The following is a 15,218-nucleotide window of genomic DNA, read 5'->3' as shown; positions in this document are numbered from 1 at the left end:
TCGTTTAGCGGGGATTCTGCGGGGAATCCCGGAGGAGTAAGTGCACCAGTGGTCGCCCCGGTCCCCGGCGCCATGACTTGGGGAAAGGCTTCCATGGTTGTATCTCCGGAGAGCGTCGATGTTCGCGCGAAGTCGCGTGACGACTTCAGTGAACTTGTTCGCCTCGTGCGGGGTGAAGGCCTGCTCGACCGTCGCCGCGGCTACTACGCGGTGAAAACCGGTCTCACGCTGCTCGCGCTGGTCGGCGGGTGCGTGGCATTCGTGGTGCTGGGCGATTCGTGGTGGCAGCTGGCCACCGCGGTCTTCTTCGCGGTGGTGTTCGCCCAGATCGCTTTCCTCGGCCACGACGCCGGGCACAACCAGATCTTCCGCACCGGGCAGGCCAACGATCGCGCCGGCTACGCCTTCGGTGTCGTAGTCGGGATGAGCTACGGCTGGTGGATGGGCAAGCATCGCCGGCACCACGCCAATCCCAACCACGAAGGCGACGATCCCGACATCGACATCCCGCTGCTCGCCTTCACCCGGGGACAGTCGGTCGGCAAGAGCGGGTTCGTGCGCTGGACTTCGAAGCACCAGGCGGCGCTGTTCTTCCCGTTGCTGTTGCTGGAAGGGCTGAGCCTGCACTGGGCCGGCATCCAAGCGGTGTGGCGCGGCGAGGTCAAAGCGCGCCGGCTCGAGGCGGTGCTGCTGATCGCCCACGTCGGTGTGTACCTCGGTGCGCTGTTCGTGGTGTTGTCGCCGCCGGTGGCGGTCGCGTTCATCGCGGTGCACCAGGGGCTGTGGGGCGTCTACCTGGGGTGCTCGTTCGCGCCGGGCCACAAGGGCATGCCCACCTTCACCGACAAGACGCAGCTGGACTTCTTGCGCAAGCAGGTGCTCACCAGCCGCAACGTCCGCGGCGGTCCGTGGGTCGACTTCACGCTCGGCGGGTTGAACTACCAGATCGAGCACCACCTGTTCCCGAGCATGCCGCGCGCCAACCTGCGCCGCGCGCAGCCGCTCGTGCGAGCGTTCTGCGCCGACCACGGGATCGACTACGCCCAGTGCGGACTGCTGAAGACCTACCACTACGTCCTGCGACACCTGCACGACGCGAGCGCGCCACTCCGTGCGAAGAGCGCACCCGCCCGGTAGCCGCGGCCTGACCCCACCGCCGCAATCCCGCGGTCGGCCGCGAGAAGCGGCACTTTCACGTGAAAGTGCCGCTCAGCCAGGGGAGACGTGGGCCGGGCAGCCGGGACGGTTCCGGTCCGGTCGGGCCGGCGGGCCTGCCAGTGAGGAAAGTGCGCCTGGCGTGGGCGAAACCGTGGCGGTCGTCGAAGATGTCGCGGCTCATCTCGGCGAGTTCCCGTACCCGGTAGGTTTCCAGCGGCCGGCGTTGCTCGTCGGCCGTCCGGGTGGCTCTTTTGCGGTCGAGCAGCGCCCTCGCGCGCCCGCCGGCGACCAGTTCGGTGGCGTAGTCCAGCGCGGTCGCGAGGAATTCGGCGCGGTCGCTCGCGGCGAGTTCGTCGACCATCCCGATCCGGGCCGCTTCGGCGGCGGTGACCGGCTCGCAGTGCGTGGTGAGCCGGTCCGCCTGTGCTCCGCCGACCCGGTGCGGCAGCACGTAGGTCCAGTACTCCGAGCCGTACAGGCCCATCTTCCGGTAGTGCGGGTTGAACAGGGTGCCGTCCCGGGCGATCACCCGGTCCGCGCCGAGGGCCAGCATCACCCCACCCGCGCCCGCGTCGCCGGCGAGCGCGGACACCACGAGCTGGCCGGTGCAGGCGATGATCTCCCGGCAGAGGTCGTCGATCGCGGTGATGTTCCGCCAGGCTTCCGCCGCGGGATCCGGATGGGCGTCGATGACACCCAGGTGCAAGCCGTTGGAGAACACCTCGCCGCCGGCCAGGACCACGGCAGCGGTGTCTTGCGCGGCCGCGTGGCGCACGGCCGCGGCCAGCCGCCGGCACTGCGCGGTGGACATCGCGCCGTTGTAGAACTCGAAGCGCACCAACCCCACTTCGCCGAAACGCCGGTAGCCGACCTCCCGAAGGCTCGGCGGGTCCGCGATCTGCGGTGCCTCGGGAACGCCACCGAGCGCGAGTGCGGCGGGGAGCTTGACCGTCGTGCCCGGGGCCTCGGGGGCCAGCCGCCGCGCGTGCCCGATCCACAGCGCGCCATCGCCGGTGCGGACCAGCACCGCGCCGGCACTGCGTGCCGCGATGGTGCCGGGTTCGCCGGGCGAGGGTTCGCCGGGATGGGCGTCGAACACCGCGACCGGCACACCGGCCAGCTCCGTGTGCACTCCGGGACGGCCGTCCGCGGCGCGGATGCGACGCAGGATGTGGTCGGCCGGGTCCGCCCAGGAGAAGGACCGGTCGGCCTGCCGGACCAGGGGGCGGAGCCCGCCCACCGCGCCGGGCCGCCGGCGGTCCTGGCTTCGCGGCGTGAAGCCGGTGTCTTCGGCTTTGGCCACCACCTCGTCGATCAGGCTCATCGCGGCGTCGGACACCTCGGTGTTGTAGAGGGTGCTCTTGCGCGGTGGATCGGCCGGCATCCGGAACACCCGCGTGCCCCAGACCGGCCCGCCGTCGAGGTCGCCGGTCGCCTGCAGGGCGGTCACGCCCCAGGTGTGCTCGGCGTCCATGATCGCCCAGTCGAGCGCGGACGGGCCGCGGTCCCCCGGCGGGCCGGGATGGATGATGATCGTGCGGTATCTCCGCCAGACCGGTTCCGGCACCCGCCGGCGCAGGAACGGGCAGATGATCAACTCGGGATCGACGGCCGCGGCCGCGGCGGTCATCTCCGGCGGGTCGTGCACCGGCCGGACCGTGACGCGGTGACCGCGAGCGCGTAGACCGGCCCAAGCGCGCTGGCTGAGGCCGTTGAACGCGGAGCACAGCAGCAGGATCTTCACCGGGCCTCCGATCACGCGGTCCTCGAGCCGACCTGAGCTGCCGGACGTTCGGCAAGAGGCAACGAGCGGCCGGTCGACGGTACTCGGCGCCGCGACCCCGGTGACGCGGCCAAAGGGGTGGACACGTTCGGCCGACCAGGGCTATCCGGACGACCCCCGCCGGCCGGGTGGCCTGCGGGGGTCGTGGTGGTCGAGCTGGGGCGCTACAGCGGCAGGAGGGGGAGGAGGACGGCGCCGGCGGCGCTGGTGATGGCGACGACGGCGCCGTTGACGATGCCGATGACGGAGTCGATCAAGCCGCCGACGATGACGATGCCCATGATGGGTTCTCCTTCGTGTTCGGTTGGATCTGTTCGCGGGCTGGGGTGTTCGGTGTGCTGGTCATCCGGTGCAGTTGGGGACGGCCGGAACGCTGCCGACGCAGTTGTTGGGGGTATTGGCGGTGATGGGTGTGTTGGTGGTGGTCATGGTGCCGCCCTGGCGGTAGACGCCGCCGGAGTCGCCCAGGAGCAGCAGTGCGTGGTTGTTGGTCACGGCGGTCTGGGTGAGGGTGGTGGCGGTGGAGCCGACCGCGGAGATTCCCCCGCCGCGTCCGGCGCTGTTGCCGGTGACGAACAGGGGGCTGCCGGTGACGCCGGTGACGGTCAGGGTGCCGCGGAGTCCGTTGTAGACGGCGCCGCCGTCGCCGAGCAGGGTGGTGTTGCCCGACAGCGGGCTGTTGGTGAACGTCGCGGCGGGTGCGGTACCGGTGGGGGTGTCGGCGTTGGCGAGGCCACCGCCGTTGCCGGAGGCGGTGTTGCCGGTCAACGTACTTCCGGTGAGGGTGACCGCGCCGCGGTTGAGGACGCCGCCGCCGTTGCCGAGCACGTTGCCGCGGGTGAACGCGACGCCGGTGGTGAGGGTGAGGCTGCCGGTCGGGCCGACTTCGGCGATGCGGAAGAGCCCCAGGCCCAGCAGGGAGGCGTTGGTGACGGTGGCGGGGCCGATCATTTCGATCGGGGTGGTGATCACCGGGAGCGCGTTCGCGGCGCCGCCGTGGGCGGTGGTCATGCCGTAGGTGCAGCCGCCCGCCAGGACGAGGGTGTCCGAGGTGGGGGTGGAGTTGGCCAGGTTGACCGCCGCGACGAGGGCGTTTTCGCTGCAGGCCACCGGAATGGTGATGGCCTGCGCCGCCGGGGCCAGCGCGATCAGGCCTCCGGCCGCGATGGTGGCTCCGAACATGGTCCTGGCTATGGCGTGGATGCGTCGCATGACTATTTCTTTCCTGGAACAGGATAGTGCGGGCCGCGTTGGATCGGTCCACGAAAAAAGACCTCGGCTGGTGATCTGTGCCGCAATCGCGGCGGACAGGCCAGGTACCGAGGTCCGGGGTAACAGCCGATAGTCTATCCTCGGCCGCCGGATGATCGATACCCGGGTCCCCTGAATGGCGGCAAGCAAACGGTTCAGCTGCCACATTCGGACCGATGTGAATTGTTTTCGATCCGGGCCGCTGTGTGATTAATCGGATTCGATGGAAATCGATGGTTTGGCTTCGGATTCGACGCCGGTATTGGGGGAACGTCCTCGCAGGGGAGTGAACTATCGTCGTTTGGTTGCCAAGGATCCGCGACGGGGCGAGTGTGGGTCTTGGGAGTGCCGGCGGAACCTGTGCCGGATATCCGGCGCGGAAACGCCATCGTCAAAGTGGTTTCCCGGCCGCACTCCCGGTTCCGTGGCTTCAGCCCGGATCCACTCGACACCATGAAGGTTTTCCCATGAGATCAAGCGCACGTACCACTACGGCTCGTCGAACCCGTACCGGCCTCATCGGACTGGGCACCGCCGCGGGGTTCGCCTTGATCGTCCCTGGCGCCGCGCACGCCGACCCGGTCGGCTGCACCCGTGTCTTCAACGGTTCCGGTGACACCCTCACCTGCACCGCGGGCATTGCCGCCGGGCAGTTCCTCACCGGTACCGCCGGCAACGACTTCGTCACCGTCACCGGTGGGCCCATGAGCGGCACCATCGACGCCTTGGCCGGCAACGACACGATCACCATGAACGGCACGGCGGGCACCACCGGTGCTCCCGGCGGCGCGGGTGGGTCCGGCACGAGCACCAGCCCGGCCGGATTCGCCGGCGGTGCCGGCGCGGCAGGCGGCGTGGGTGGCCTCGCGCTGGCCGGCACGGGGACGGTCAACGGCGGGGACGGCGCCGACAGCGTCACCGCCACCGGTGGCGCCGGTGGGACCGGTGGCCTCGGCGGCAGCGGCGGAGCCGGAGTCCTCGGCGGAGCGGGTGGTGCCGGTGGCGTCGGCGGCGCGGGCGGCCAGGCCGGCGTCGGCGTCATCCACGGCGGCCTCGGCAACGACACGGTGAAGGTCACCGGTGGCGCGGGTGGCGCCAGTGGGGCCGGTGCGCTCGGCGGCGCGAGCGGACCCAGCGCCGGAACCGGCGGCGTCGGCGGCGTCGGCGGCGCGGGCGGCGTGGGCGGGATCGGTCTCGGCAGTTCGGGGATCGTCAGCGGTGACGACGGCCTCGACGGCACCACGGTGGCCGGTGGCGCCGGAGCCAATGGCAGCGCGGGCGGAACGCCGGTGCGGGTCACGGCGGTGGCGCGGGCGGTTTCGGCGGCGTCGGGGGAGCGGGCGGGATCGGCAGTTCCGGTTCCGTCACCGGCGACGCGGGCAATGACACCTTGAAGGTCACGGGCGGGGCCGGGGGTCTCGGCGGGACCGCGGGCAAGGGCGGCAACGGCATCGGCGGTGGCCAGATCGGTGGCGCCGGCGGTGGTGGCGGCGCCGGTGGTGCCGGCGGCGTCGGCACCAGCGGGACCGTCAACGGCGGGCTCAACGACGACAGCCTCACCGTGACCGGTGGCAACGGCGGCACCGGTGGCAGCGGTGGCAACGGCTGCAACCCGGCCGCCGGTGGCGCCGGCGGCGCCGGCGGGACTCTCGGCGCCGGTGGCGTCGGCAGCTCCGGCACCGTGACCGGTGGCGGCGGCACCGACGTCCTCATGACGGCGAACGGCGTCCCGGGGCTCAACGGCATCGGCGGTACGGCCGGCTTCATCGTCGTGTGCTTCGCCTGATCACCGATCTCGCTGAACCCAGCCCGAGAGGGACGGCTCCGGCCGTTCCCCCCGGGCTGTTCGACGAGCAGGGCGAACGGGTGCGCGGTCAGGAACCCGCTTCCCGGAGCCGGGCGACGAGGGCGTCCACCGGTACGGTGGCCAGGGCGACCCGGGCGTCGCTGCTGCCGTAGGGCAGCCAGAGCGTGCCGTCGTGGATCATCCCGCCGCAGGAGTAGACGACGTTGGGGACGTAGCCATCACGCTCGTCCTCGTCCGGCACGAGCAGCGGCTCGGGCAGCGCGCCCACGATCCGGGCCGGGTCGGCGAGGTCGAGCAGGAGGGCGCCGATGGCGTAGGTCCGCATCGGCCCTACGCCGTGGGTGAGCACCAGCCAGCCCGCCGACGTTTCCAGCGGCGAGCCGCAGTTGCCGACCTGCAGCAGCTCCCAGGCCGCCGTCGGCCCGTGCAACGGCACTTCGCCGGACCACGAACGGCCGTCGGACGAGGTCGCCAGGCTCGTCGTTTCCCCGTCTCCGCGGCACAACGCCAAGTGCGTGCCGCCGACGAGCCGGGGGAACAGCGCCATGCCCTTGTTGCGGGCCGCCGGTCCGGTGAGGGCGAACGCGCTGAACGACGTCAGGTCGGCGCTTTCCAGCAGCTGGGGTGCCACGGTGGCGCCGTTGTACGCGGTGTAGGTGGCCCGATATCCGGTCTCGCCCGTGTCGGCGGTGAAGCGGACGAAGCGGGCGTCTTCCATGCCGTGGCTTTCGGTCGCGCCGACCGGCCACAACAGCCGTTGCGCGAGATCGGTGTCGCCGGGAAAGCTCACCGTGTAGCCGGAGGCGGCGAGTTCGCGGATGCGCTGGGTCGTGCCGGCCGCCCCGGCGCGTTCGAGCAGGCGCGGATCGAGGGTGGCGAGCGCGTGGTCGAGGTCGGACTGGCCGAAGGGATCGGGGAGGGTCGCGGTCACGGTGGCGGTGATCTCGTTGTCGCAGTCGTCGTGGTCCAGGGCGGCGCGCAGCCACGAGCGGCTCCAGGAGTCCGGCTGGCGCTCACCCGTGCTCACCGGACCGGTCCGGGAATGCCACTCCGCGCGTGTCCCGGGCCCCAGGACGCCGGTGGCGAACCCGATCGAGGAGATGTGTCCTTCGCCGATCCCGCGCAGGCTGAGCACCACTCGCACCTGACCGGGCGACAGCCCGTCCTGCCGGGGGTGCGCCACCAGGGACGGGTTGCACAGCGCGGCCGCCTCGACCGCGTACTCGTGCGTGAAGTACGCGCCGAGGAGCAGCCGGCGCCGAGCGTCGAGAGAGCGGGGATCGACGAGCCGGTGGCTCATGATCGACGCGTTGTGCTCGAGGACCGCGAGCAGATCCCGGTGGCGGCCGGCGAAACCGGCCAGTACCCGGTCCACTGTGGAATCGATCGAACCTGCCGGCAGGGCGAGGACGCGCGCGATCAGCGCACCCGCCCGTGACCGGGTCTCCGGTGCCTCCTCGCCGGGCACGAACAGCTTCGTCACCACTCGCGTGGGGTCGGGCCGGAACCCGGCCGGGTGCCGGGTCACCAGTCCCGCGCTCTCGCCGATCACGCCGTACCGACGCCCGTCAGCGCGCCGGTGCGCAGCCGCGTGAGCTGGAACGTCGCGAGCATCGCCAGCGTCGATTCCGCACCCTGGTTGCGGTTGACGCCGTCGGCGCGGAGCCCGTCGCCACAGCCGCCGGTGTCCCGGTCCAGCAACGGCACGCCGGCGTCGTTGGCCCCCAGGAACCAGGCACGGGCCAGCTCCACGATGGACGCCCAGCGGGCGTCGCCGGTGACCGCGTGGGCCCGGGCGCAGGCCGCCGCGAGCGCCGCCACCTCGATCGGCTGCTGGTCGAATCCGGGCGGCGACTGGCTCGGTGCCCAGCCACCGGTGGGCACCACCGACAACCGGGCCTCCCGGGTCTGCCGGTCCGCCAGCCAGTCCAGGGCACGCAGGCCGTCGGCGAGTGCGCCGGAATCGGGCAGCAGTGCGCCGGCGGCGATCAGGACCTCGGCGACCGCGGCATTGGCGTATGCCAGCCGGGGCTCGGGCCACGGCCAGTCCCGGCCGGGCGGAACCGGCCCGATCGCCGTGACAGCGGCGCCGAGCAGCGCCCGCGCCGGCACGTCCGCCGGGAACCGGGTGAGCACCTCGGCGGCGCCCAGCGCGGCGAACACCATCGCGCGCAGGTCCGGAGACCGGCGGCGGGCGCCCGCGTCGAACAGCAGCCGGGCTTCGGTGCGCAGCCACGCGCGTCCGGCGTGCGCTGCCGTGCTGCCGAGTCCCCAGAGCGCGCGGCCCCACCAGTCACCGAGACCGGGGGCGTCCTGCCAGCGGCGGTCGTAGCCGAGCCGGTTGCGGAAGCGGCCGTGCTCGTGCGCGTGCGCGGTGAAGGCGAACAGCGTTTCCTGCACCCGTGACAGCTGGGGGGGCAGGTCCTGCTCGCGGCTCAGCACCACCAGGCCGCGAGCGGCATCGTCGAGGCAGTAGCCGTGCTCGCGACGCGGGATGGCCCCGCACGCGTGCTCGAAGAGACCGACGTCGTCGGACATGCGCAGCAGGTGCCGGTCGTCCAGCATCACGCCACGACCCGGGGCCGGGCGGAGACGAGCTCGGCGCCGAGCCGGCTGTACTGCGCGGCCACCGACGCCCAGCCGAGGTCACCGGCGACGATGCCGGCGGCCGCGGCCATCCGGCCCGCCGCGGCCCGGTCGGTGAGGATCTCCTGGAGCGCGTGCGCGATGGCCGCCGGATCCCGGTGGTCCACGAGCAGGCCCGCACCGCCGGAGAGCAGCTCGACGGCGTGCGGGAAGCGGGTCGCCACGACCGGTGTCCGCGAAGTGACGGCTTCGATGAGCACCCCCGAGGTGACCTGTTCGCGGGAGTCGTAGGGCAGGAGGACCACCTCCGCGTGGGCCACCAGGCGCCGCAGCGACGCGGCAGCGAGGTAGCGGGCGTCGAACCGGACCCGGTCCCGCACGCCGAGCCGCTCGGTCCGCAGCTGCAGCGACCGGCGGTAGCTTTCCCCTTGCTGCGCCTGCACCTTCGGATGGGTGCGGCCGGCCACCAGGTAGCGCGGCTCCGGCCACTGGGCGGGGAGCAGCGCCATCGCCTCGATGCCCCATTCGATGCCCTTGCCGGGACCGAGCAGGCCCCACGTCAGGATCTGGCGGTGCTGGCTGTGGTGCGGCACCGCCGCCGGGCCGCCGTGGTCGGGGGCACCGTGCGGGATCACCACGAGCCGGCCGGCGGGGACGTCGTAGCCGGCGACGAGCCGGGCCCGCGCGGTCTCGCTCATCACCACGACCGCGGCCGCGGTGGCGAGCACGCGGTCGAGGACCACGCGCTGGTGCGGTGTCGGCGCGCTGAGGACGGTGTGCAGCACGACGATCGCCGGCACGCGCAGCAGTTCCAGGACGCGCAGGACGTCTTCGCCGTCCGGGCCGCCGTAGATGCCGTATTCGTGCTGGACGATCGCCACGTCGTCCCGGTCGAGCAGGGCCGCCGCCGCGCGGCAGCTCGCCGGCGAGCCGGCGATCAGGTCCCCGGCCACCTCGGGGCCGCCCGTGGGAGCCGCGGACTCGACCGCGCGGACCACCCCGCCCGCGGAGCCAGGCGGCAACGCGGCGCGCAGCGAGGCCGTGAACGAGGCGAGGCCGCAGAGCGTGGGCGGATAAGTACTCAGAAGACCGAACGTAAGCACACGGGCCCTTCGGGTCGGAGGCTGCACGCGGCAGCCGGGAACGGCTGAACGGTGGCGCTCGGGCTCACCGGGCGGGGGAACGTACCGCGGCCGCGGTACGTCGTCCTCGTGTCCGGGGCGACGCCGAGGTCATGCCGTGACTCTGTTTCCCCACGCGGCCCGGGCCTAGAGTCGTGAGACCTTTTTTCGAGGGGCGTTCGGCGGCCGGGGCCGGAGCGTGGGTGTGGCCGGCACGGCGCGTAAGGTGGAGGTATCGTCCCGGACCCCGGCGTATTCGGTGGAGCCGGGATCCGACGCCGGAATATCCAGCGAATCCTGACTTTTCTCGTCTGATCAGCGGACCGCGCCCGCGTGGTCGGCCATCCGAAAAAAAGGAGAATCCGGTATGTCGGGTATCGATGTCGAATCGGGCGTCGCCGTCGCGGAAATCGGCGATCCGGTGGTGACCGCCTGTGCGGTGTGCCCCCATCCTGCCGAATCGCACGACGTGATCGCGCGCCGATTCTGCGCGGCAACGCAGGCGGGCGCGATCACCCGCGGCTGCGTCTGTTCGGGCGGATCGGAAAAAGCCACCGCCGCGATGCGAGTCCGGAAATGACGTTCTGGTCGGAGAGCACCGCGGGGCCCGTGGTCGGCTCCCCGGCCGTCGAGCAGCGGCTGCGGCTGAAACCGCCGGGTGCGGTCAAGGGCTGCTTCGACGGCGGCTGGTGGCCACGCTCGCGGGAGCCGGTCGCGGAATTCAGCGCCCTGGTCACCGCCCTCGCCGCGGACTCCGGCCCGGTCGACCGGATCGGCTTCAACCCGGGTGTGTGGGATCTGGCTCCCCGGACGCTCGCGCTCGGGAGCGGTTCCGTCCGGCTGGCGGGGTTCTTCGGCCTGGATCGGCACACGATCGTCGTGATCGGACCGCGCATCCGCCGGTTGACCCTGCTGGTGGTCCCGGCCGGCGCCGACCCGGCCGCGGCGGAGCGGGCGCTGGAAGCGGCCGCCGCGCCGGACGCGGTGGGTTCCGCCGAGCTGATCCTGACCACCAGCGGCGTCCTCGGCCCGCCCACCGGGACGGCTTGAGCGCCACCGCCCACGGGCCATAGGTCCCGGCCACCGGTGACCAACGGCCGGCGCGCGGGACGGCCGCCATCCGCGATGCTGGAGTGATACAGGATCCCGACGTCCGGAGCGCGCGATGAGCCGACCGCACCCGACGATGTTCGAGCAGGCCCTCGCCTCGGCCGTCCTCGCACCGTCTCCGCACAACACCCAGCCCTGGCGGTTCGTGCTCGAGGGCGAAGCGATCGAGGTGTGGCTGGATCGCGAGCGCGTGCTCGCGGTGGCGGATCCGCTCGCGCGCGAAGCACGGCTGTCCTGTGGCGCGGCCGCGTTCAACGCGGCCGTCCACCTGGGAGCCGGCGGGATCGCGACGACCGTCCGGACGATCCCGGATCCGGACGCACCCGACCTGCTGGCCGTGATCCGGCTCGACGGCAACCGGAGGGTCACGCAGACCGACCGCGATCTCGCCGCGGCCGTTTTCCGGCGGCACACCAACCGCAGGCCCTTCCTGGACCGGCTGGTGCCGCCCGTCGCCCGCGTCGCGCTGAAGTCGGCCGCGCTGCAAGAAGGCGGGCAGGTGGAATACCTCGACGAGGCCGGGCACTTCTCCACCGTCACGACGTTGGTGCGCCGTGCCGAAGCACTGCAGCGGAACGATCTCGCGTTCCAGACTGAGACCGCGTCCTGGATGCGCCGCGATACCGCGGCCCCGGACGGCGTGCCGGCGAGCGCCTCCGGGCCTCCGCCGTACGGGGCCAGAGCGGTGTCGCTGCGTGCCTCGCACGCCAACCAGGAGCTGCCGCCGCGCGAGTTCGAGCAGGACCCGCTGCTGGCCGCCGTCCTCACCCGGGACCGCGGGCCGCACGCCGAGGTCCGGGCCGGGATGGCCATGCAGCACGTGCTCCTCACCGCTACCGCGGCGGGCCTGGCGACCTCGTTCCTGTCGCAGCCCTTCGAGACACCGCAGACCCGGGAAGCGCTCGACCGGATCTTCGACGGTCACGGGCAGGTCCACACACTGCTGCGCGTCGGCTACGGCCAGCCGACGGCGACGACGGCACGACGAGCCGTGGCCGACGTCCTGACCCGCCGTGTCACCCCGGATGCTCCCGTGCGGTGAGCGACGAGGCGGCGGCCGGGCAACGGTCCGGTGCTTCATTCCGCGACCGGGTCCTCCGGACGGACCACGAGCACCGGGCAGCCGGCGTGCTGCACGAGCGCCTGGCCGGTCGAACCGAGCCGCATCCCGGTGAACCCGCCGTGCCCGCGGTTGCCGACGACGACCAGCTGGGCCTTCTCCGCGGCTTCGAGCAAGGCGTGCCGGGGGCGGTCGCGACGCAGCACACGGCGGATTTCGACGTCCGGGTACTTCTCCTGCCAGCCCGCCAGCCGCTGCGCGAGCAGCCGCTCCTCGTCGTCCTTCACCGCCGCCCACCGCGGCATGATCCGGATGGTGGCGGAGAAGTCTTCGTCGGCGACGTCGCTCCAGGCGTGCACCGCGACGAGCGGCGCACCGCGTGACGAGGCCTCCTCGAGCGCCGCGGCGATCGCCAGCTCGCTCGGCGGGCTCCCGTCGACCCCGACCACCACCGGCCCCGGCTCCGAGCCGGGTGCCGAGCTTCGCCGGCCCCGGATCACCGCCACCGGGGAGTGCGCGTGGTTCACGAGGGTGGCCGTCGTGGTGCCGAGCAGCATCCCGGCGAGGCCGCTCGAGCCGGTCGCGCCGACGACGACCAGCCGGGCCCGCCGCGAACGTTCGGCGAGCAGCGGCGCCGGCGCCTCGATCGGCGTCTCCGTGGTGATCACCAGATCCGGATCGACCTGGGCGGCCAGCGTCCGGGCGAGGGCGACGACGCGTTCGCCGTCCTGGCGGACCGCCTCGACCAGGACGTCCGTGCCCGGCCGGCCGCCGCCGTGACCGAGCGCCGCGATCTGCAGGCCGTGCACGATCTCGAGGTCGAGATGACGGGAGGAGGCGAGCTCGGCGGCCCACGACACCGCCGTCGCCGAGGCTGCCGAGCCGTCGGTCCCCACGACGATCGTGCGGTTCCGGTCCTTCACCGGACCTCCTCGCTTTCCGCGTCGTGGGGCCGGATCACCGCGACCGGGCACGGCGAGTGCACGATCAGCGCCTGGCTGGTCGAGCCGACCAGCATCCCGGTGAAGCCACCGCGGCCCCGGCTGCCGACCACGATCAGCTGCGCGTGCTCCGCGCGCTCGAGCAGCGTCCGGACCGGGCGGCCACGGGCGGCCTCGAGGTCGATCGTGAGGTCCGGGTACTTGTCCTGCCAGGGCCGCACCTGCTCGGCGAGCCTGGCGCGTTCTACCTGTTCGAGCTCGGCGGGGTCGTCCTGCAGCGGATGCGCCCGGAGCACTCCGCCGGCGACGATGTCGCTCCAGGTGCGCACCGCGGTCAGCCCGGCGCCGCGCAACCGTGCCTCCTCACAGCCGAACGCCAGTGCGCCGTCGCTGGGGGACGAGCCGTCCGTGCCGACGATGACCGGGCCGGTGTCCGGTGGCGGATCCTGCGGCCGCCGGCCACGCACCACCACGATCGGGCAGTGCGCGTGCGCGACCACGGAAACGGCCGTCGAGCCCACGAGCATCCCGGTCAACCCGCCGAGGCCGCGGGAACCCAGGACCACCAGCTCCGCGTGCCGTGACTCCTGGACGAGGGCCGCGACCGGGTTCCATTCCCGCGCGGCGACCCCGATGTCGAGGCCGGGAGACTGCGCGAGCACCGCGGCCCGCGCCTCGCCTAGCCGGCCTTCGGCGTACTCGGCCAGGCCGGCGCGCACCTGTTCGCCGGCCCCGACCGCGATCGGCGCGCGGACCGGCGGCAACGCGTAGACCTGCACCAGCCGCAGTGGCCGGTTTCGCCGGAGCGCTTCGGTACCGGCCCAGACCGCGGCGCGCAGCGCGGAGGACGAGCCGTCGACCCCGGCGACGACGGCGCCGTGCGTGGCCCGGGCCGCCCGCCGTCCGTCGAGCGGTGCCGGCCGGACTCCCGGTGACGTGGTCACGACGTACTCCGGGCGACGGCCGCGGTGGCCAGGATCGCGCCGATCTCGTGGCCCCAGGCCCGGATCAGCGGCCGGTCGGCGGTTCCGTCGAACACCCGGTGGTCGCGGGCCGCCAGCTGCCGGACGACTTCGCGGGCGGGTTCGTCCCGCTCGTCCACCGGACCGCGGGAGAACAGCCAGACCGGTAGCCACCGCAGACCGTCCGAAAAGGACTCAGCGAACTTCCGGGCCGGGTCGAGCCACTGTCCCCGGTGCACGGAGCTGCCGAGGACCACGGCGTCGAAGCCCTCGAGCGAAGAAACGAGCCCGACGTCGCGCACCTCGACGTCGGGCACCACTCCGGCGTCGGTCAGCGCGGAGCCGAGCGAGGTGGCGAGGTGCTCGGCGATTTCCCGGGTGGCGCCGTGCCGGGTGGCCACCGCAACGAGGATTCTCATGGTGTCAGCCTCGCGCGTCCGCGGCTTCGTGAGCAGAGGCCAACGACCTCGGCGGACCGGCGAAAGGCTCCGCCACCCGCTCAGTGGACGACGGCGACCGGGCAGGTGGCGTGCGCGAGCAGGTCGTTGCCCGTCGATCCCAGCAGGGCACCGGCGAGCGGGCCGCAACCGCGGCTGCCGACCACGATCAGCTGGGCGGCGGGCGTGATCCCGATGAGCGCACGCGACGGATCACCGTCGTCGACGACCCGCGTCGTGATCTCCAGCCGGGCGTGCTTCCGTGACCAGCCGGCGACCAGCTCCTCGACCTTGCGCCGGTCCTCGGCCTGCTGGTCGGCGAAGGAGGGTTCGATGCTGGGTGCTCGTTGGCGTGCGGCGTGCGCCACGACCAGCGGTACGCCACGCGCGGCCGCCCCGTCGGCGGCGAAGTGCAGCGCTTCCGCACTCGCCGGTGAGGAGTCCACGCCGACCACGACCGGGCCCCGCGGGTCGGCGTGCCCGCGGAAGACGACCACCGGGCACTTCGCGGCCGCGGCGACCCGGAGGGCGACCGAACCGACCAGGACGCCCCGCAGTCCGCCGAGGCCGTGCGAGCCGAGCACGAGCAAGGGGGCGGTCACGGACTCGGCGAGCAGCAGGTCGACCGCGAGGCCGAGCCGAACGTCGATTTCGACTTCGAGGCCCGGTGCCGCGGTGCGGGCGATCTTCGCCGCGTGGCGCGTCCGCCGGGTCACGTGTTCGGGCAGGAATTCGGCCCCGTCGCCCGGATCGACCACGCAGGCGTGGAGCAACCGCAGTCCCGTGGTGCGCCGAGCCGCTTCCCGCGCCGCCCACCGGACCGCGCGCAGCGACCCTTCCGAGGCATCCACCCCGGCGATCACCGCGGCCTTCGTCTGTTCGGACATCGCCGACTCCTGCCCTCCGGCGCCGCCCGGACGGCGGCCCTGCCAGCATGTCCTCCGCCGCGTCCTCGCGGGAGAGCACGAAGACCTTTCGCCGGGTGACCAAATCCGCCGAACG

General features: G+C 72.9%; 15 protein-coding genes. 6 read left to right on the top strand and 9 right to left on the bottom strand.

What is annotated here, in order from left to right; genetic code table 11:
• Window positions 1-93: 93 nt before the first annotated feature.
• Entirely contained in the window at window positions 94-1,137 is a 1,044-nt protein-coding gene (locus AB0B33_RS14980) for an acyl-CoA desaturase (protein WP_360771358.1), read from the top strand.
• A gap of 55 nt (window positions 1,138-1,192) precedes the next feature.
• On the opposite strand, the gene AB0B33_RS14975 is transcribed toward AB0B33_RS14980, so the two are convergent.
• Together AB0B33_RS14975 and AB0B33_RS14970 are read right to left on the bottom strand one after the other, a co-directional pair.
• Window positions 1,193-2,902: a hydrogenase maturation protein gene (locus AB0B33_RS14975; protein ID WP_360771355.1), complete on the bottom strand. Its 1,710-nt coding sequence runs from the start codon at window positions 2,900-2,902 to the stop codon at window positions 1,193-1,195.
• Window positions 2,903-3,283: 381 nt separating this feature from the next.
• Window positions 3,284-4,360: a hypothetical protein gene (locus AB0B33_RS14970; RefSeq protein ID WP_360771352.1), complete on the bottom strand. Its 1,077-nt coding sequence runs from the start codon at window positions 4,358-4,360 to the stop codon at window positions 3,284-3,286.
• Window positions 4,361-4,740: 380 nt separating this feature from the next.
• Between AB0B33_RS14970 and AB0B33_RS14965 the strand changes: the two genes are divergently transcribed.
• Together AB0B33_RS14965 and AB0B33_RS14960 are read left to right on the top strand one after the other, a co-directional pair.
• On the top strand, window positions 4,741-5,586 hold the full coding sequence (locus tag AB0B33_RS14965; RefSeq protein WP_360771349.1) for a hypothetical protein: 846 nt from the start codon (window positions 4,741-4,743) through the stop codon (window positions 5,584-5,586).
• Window positions 5,583-5,978, top strand: a complete 396-nt coding sequence (locus tag AB0B33_RS14960; RefSeq protein ID WP_360771346.1) for a hypothetical protein — start codon at window positions 5,583-5,585, stop codon at window positions 5,976-5,978. Before AB0B33_RS14965 ends, AB0B33_RS14960 begins: the two co-directional genes overlap by 4 nt.
• An 88-nt stretch (window positions 5,979-6,066) precedes the next feature.
• Here the strand turns inward: AB0B33_RS14960 and AB0B33_RS14955 are convergent, their stop codons facing one another.
• From AB0B33_RS14955 to AB0B33_RS14945, 3 genes are read right to left on the bottom strand one after another with little or no spacing between them, the layout of a single operon-like run.
• Window positions 6,067-7,551 carry a glycoside hydrolase family 130 protein gene (locus tag AB0B33_RS14955; RefSeq protein ID WP_360771343.1) on the bottom strand — a complete coding sequence of 495 codons (1,485 nt, stop codon included), beginning with the start codon at window positions 7,549-7,551 and terminating at the stop codon, window positions 6,067-6,069.
• Window positions 7,548-8,567 (bottom strand): hypothetical protein, encoded by a 1,020-nt coding sequence (locus AB0B33_RS14950; RefSeq protein WP_360771340.1) that lies wholly within the window; start codon window positions 8,565-8,567, stop codon window positions 7,548-7,550. The genes AB0B33_RS14955 and AB0B33_RS14950 overlap by 4 nt, the downstream gene beginning before the upstream one ends.
• A complete protein-coding gene (locus AB0B33_RS14945) occupies window positions 8,564-9,688 on the bottom strand; it encodes a glycosyltransferase (protein WP_360771337.1) in 1,125 nt (374 codons plus the stop codon). The genes AB0B33_RS14950 and AB0B33_RS14945 overlap by 4 nt, the downstream gene beginning before the upstream one ends.
• Before the next feature lie 385 nt (window positions 9,689-10,073).
• Between AB0B33_RS14945 and AB0B33_RS14940 the strand changes: the two genes are divergently transcribed.
• The 3 genes from AB0B33_RS14940 (at window position 10,074) to AB0B33_RS14930 (ending at window position 11,858) form a co-directional block, all read left to right on the top strand.
• Window positions 10,074-10,286 (top strand): RGCVC family protein, encoded by a 213-nt coding sequence (locus AB0B33_RS14940; protein WP_360771334.1) that lies wholly within the window; start codon window positions 10,074-10,076, stop codon window positions 10,284-10,286.
• Window positions 10,283-10,756, top strand: a complete 474-nt coding sequence (locus AB0B33_RS14935; protein WP_360771331.1) for a DUF5994 family protein — start codon at window positions 10,283-10,285, stop codon at window positions 10,754-10,756. The genes AB0B33_RS14940 and AB0B33_RS14935 overlap by 4 nt, the downstream gene beginning before the upstream one ends.
• Window positions 10,757-10,871: 115 nt before the next feature.
• Entirely contained in the window at window positions 10,872-11,858 is a 987-nt protein-coding gene (locus AB0B33_RS14930; protein ID WP_360771328.1) for a hypothetical protein, read from the top strand.
• Window positions 11,859-11,893: 35 nt separating this feature from the next.
• Here AB0B33_RS14930 and AB0B33_RS14925 read toward each other — a convergent pair whose 3' ends face one another.
• From AB0B33_RS14925 to AB0B33_RS14910, 4 genes are all read right to left on the bottom strand, one after another.
• Window positions 11,894-12,799 carry a universal stress protein gene (locus tag AB0B33_RS14925; RefSeq protein WP_360771325.1) on the bottom strand — a complete coding sequence of 302 codons (906 nt, stop codon included), beginning with the start codon at window positions 12,797-12,799 and terminating at the stop codon, window positions 11,894-11,896.
• Window positions 12,796-13,761: a universal stress protein gene (locus AB0B33_RS14920; RefSeq protein ID WP_360771322.1), complete on the bottom strand. Its 966-nt coding sequence runs from the start codon at window positions 13,759-13,761 to the stop codon at window positions 12,796-12,798. Before AB0B33_RS14920 ends, AB0B33_RS14925 begins: the two co-directional genes overlap by 4 nt.
• Window positions 13,758-14,198, bottom strand: a complete 441-nt coding sequence (locus AB0B33_RS14915; protein ID WP_360771320.1) for a flavodoxin domain-containing protein — start codon at window positions 14,196-14,198, stop codon at window positions 13,758-13,760. Before AB0B33_RS14915 ends, AB0B33_RS14920 begins: the two co-directional genes overlap by 4 nt.
• A gap of 80 nt (window positions 14,199-14,278) precedes the next feature.
• Complete coding sequence (locus AB0B33_RS14910; RefSeq protein WP_360771318.1) at window positions 14,279-15,103, bottom strand: universal stress protein; 825 nt, start codon at window positions 15,101-15,103, stop codon at window positions 14,279-14,281.
• Window positions 15,104-15,218: the final 115 nt, after the last annotated feature.

This window comes from Amycolatopsis sp. NPDC049159, from assembly GCF_040648295.1.
GTDB lineage: Bacteria > Actinomycetota > Actinomycetes > Mycobacteriales > Pseudonocardiaceae > Amycolatopsis > Amycolatopsis pretoriensis_A.
Note: the sequence above shows the minus strand (reverse complement) of the source record. Positions and strands in the feature narration are given on the sequence as shown.

What these genes read in the sequence shown, in the direction of transcription:
- AB0B33_RS14980 (WP_360771358.1), top strand. Translation starts at nt 94, where the DNA reads ATGGTTGTATCTCCGGAGAGCGTCGATGTTCGCGCGAAGTCGCGTGAC.
- AB0B33_RS14970 (WP_360771352.1), bottom strand. Translation starts at nt 4,360, where the DNA reads ATGTGGCAGCTGAACCGTTTGCTTGCCGCCATTCAGGGGACCCGGGTA.
- AB0B33_RS14940 (WP_360771334.1), top strand. Translation starts at nt 10,074, where the DNA reads ATGTCGGGTATCGATGTCGAATCGGGCGTCGCCGTCGCGGAAATCGGC.
- AB0B33_RS14935 (WP_360771331.1), top strand. Translation starts at nt 10,283, where the DNA reads ATGACGTTCTGGTCGGAGAGCACCGCGGGGCCCGTGGTCGGCTCCCCG.
- AB0B33_RS14930 (WP_360771328.1), top strand. Translation starts at nt 10,872, where the DNA reads ATGAGCCGACCGCACCCGACGATGTTCGAGCAGGCCCTCGCCTCGGCC.
- AB0B33_RS14915 (WP_360771320.1), bottom strand. Translation starts at nt 14,198, where the DNA reads ATGAGAATCCTCGTTGCGGTGGCCACCCGGCACGGCGCCACCCGGGAA.
- AB0B33_RS14910 (WP_360771318.1), bottom strand. Translation starts at nt 15,103, where the DNA reads ATGTCCGAACAGACGAAGGCCGCGGTGATCGCCGGGGTGGATGCCTCG.